Origin of the sequence: Roseisolibacter sp. H3M3-2 (genome assembly GCF_029211165.1) — a bacterium.
Lineage (GTDB): Bacteria > Gemmatimonadota > Gemmatimonadetes > Gemmatimonadales > Gemmatimonadaceae > Roseisolibacter.
Map to the genome: position 1 here is coordinate 1 of NZ_JARGEK010000586.1, position 1,953 is coordinate 1,953.

At 79.3% G+C, this 1,953-nt stretch carries 3 protein-coding genes; all 3 read left to right on the plus strand.

Annotated elements, in window-relative coordinates:
* The coding region (locus tag PYV61_RS24805; protein ID WP_275836560.1) for a hypothetical protein at nucleotides 1-545 on the plus strand (545 nt) is incomplete at its 5' end.
* On the plus strand, nucleotides 542-1,240 hold the full coding sequence (locus tag PYV61_RS24810) for a hypothetical protein (RefSeq protein WP_275836561.1): 699 nt from the start codon (nucleotides 542-544) through the stop codon (nucleotides 1,238-1,240). The genes PYV61_RS24805 and PYV61_RS24810, both read left to right, overlap by 4 nt.
* A complete protein-coding gene (locus PYV61_RS24815) occupies nucleotides 1,237-1,791 on the plus strand; it encodes an HD domain-containing protein (protein ID WP_275836562.1) in 555 nt (184 codons plus the stop codon). The genes PYV61_RS24810 and PYV61_RS24815 overlap by 4 nt, the downstream gene beginning before the upstream one ends.
* Nucleotides 1,792-1,953 lie beyond the last annotated feature (162 nt).

The window sequence follows — 1,953 nt, forward strand, 5'->3', positions numbered from 1 at the left end:
GAACGACATGGCTACGATCCGACTTGCCGCGCCTCGGCTTCGCGGCCGACGCGCGGCGGCCGGCGCTGCGGCTGCACCCCTGCGCGCACGTCGCCGACGCGGTGCTCGCTGTCGCCGCGCTGCGCAGCCCGCGGCAGGCGGCGCTCAACGCGGTCGCGGTCGCGACCGTCGTCGGCGCGCTGGCCGGCGCGCCCGACCTGCACGCGATCGTGCGCCCGCCGGCGGCGCCGCTCGCCGTCGCCCCGTTCTCGACCTCGCCGTACGCGCTGTGGGTGTCGCTCGACACGCGGCACCCCGAGGACTTCGCCGTCGTCCTCGAGTCGGGCTTCTGGGCGAACCGGCGCGCCGCCGTCGCGTCGCCCGGCGGCGCGGCGCCGCCGCGCGCCGAGCTGCGGCTGCGCCGGCTCTCGCACCGCGCGTCGACGCGCGACGTCGACGACGGCACCGTGTGGGTCGAGCGCCGCCCGCGCTTCCTCGGCCGCGAGTTCGCCGGCGGCGAGCGCGTCGGCCGCTACTCCCTCCCCTACCTGGTCCGCCTCCCGTGACGCGCGCCTCCGCCATCGCCGCCGGCCTCGCTCCCCTCGCACTCGCCGCGTGCGGCGGCGACGCGGTGCGCGTGCGCCTCCACGCGCGGACGCCCGCCGAGCTGGAGGTGCGCCGCGTCGAGGTGCAGGCGCAGGTGGCCGGCCCGGTGGACGGGCTGCGCTACCGCTGGTACTCGGTGGCCGGCGAGACGGAGCCGCAGGAGTCCGACCGCCCCGAGACGCTGTTCACCTTCGCCGAGGGGTCCACGCGCGACCGCGTGACGGTCGAGGTGTGGCGCGCGCGGCGGCGCGTCGCGCGGCACGAGCTGGACGTGCGGATGGACGAGGCGCGCATGCGCGAGGCGGCCGCCGCGGCGCCGCAGGTCGACGTCGTCATCACGCGCGTGCCGCCGTTCGAGCCGGGCGGCCCCGAGACGCGCGCCGACGTCGCCGGGCGCGTCGTCGGCCGCGTGCGGCCGGGGGACCGCGTGGTCGTGTTCGCGCGCGCGGGCGAGGTGTGGTACATCCAGCCGCTCCCCGACACGCGCCTCGCCATCGGCCCCGACGGGCGGTGGAGCAGCTGGACGCACACCGGCACCAGCTACGCCGCGCTGGTGATCCGCCCCGGCTTCGAGCCGCTCACGCGCTACGACGTCCTCCCCGCGGTCGGCCCGCAGGTGGTCGCGCGCACGATCGTGAACGGGGGCCCGCCGTGACGGCCGGCCGCGCGCCCCGCCTGCACCGCACGCTCCCCGCCGCCGACGCGCTGCTCGCCGAGCACGCGCCGGCCATCGGCGACGACCTCGCGGGCTACCGGAACCACGTCTACCGCGTGGCGAACCTCTGCCTCGCGCTGTCGGGCGCCGACGGCGAGGCGCGCGAGCGCGTCGAGGTCGCCGCGGCGCTGCACGACGTCGGCATCTGGACCGCGCGCACCTTCGACTACCTCGCGCCGTCGGCGGCGGTCGCCGCCGACCACCTGCGGCGCGCGGGGCGCGCGGCGTGGGTCCCCGAGGTGACGACGATGATCGCCGAGCACCACCGCGTGCGCCCGTACCGCGGCGCGGGCGCGCTGGTGGAGCCGTTCCGGCGCGCCGACTGGATCGACGTGTCGTGGGGCGCGCTCGCGCTCGGGGCGCCGCGCGCGTTCGTGCGCGCGGTGCGCGCGGCGTGGCCGGACGCGGGCTTCCACCGCCGGCTCGCCGCGCTGACGCTCGCGCGCGCGCGGGTCCATCCGCTCAGCCCGCTCCCGATGCTGCGGCTGTAGGCGACGCGCCTATGCCGTTCGGCAGAGGCGGCGCGCGGCCGCGCGCCCGACCTTGCCGCGGACCACCCACGCCGGCGGCCACGCCACCGGCCCACGCCACGCCCCGCGCATGTCCCCCGGAAGCGCCACCGACGGGCGCGCCCACGCGCCGCACGCGCCCCT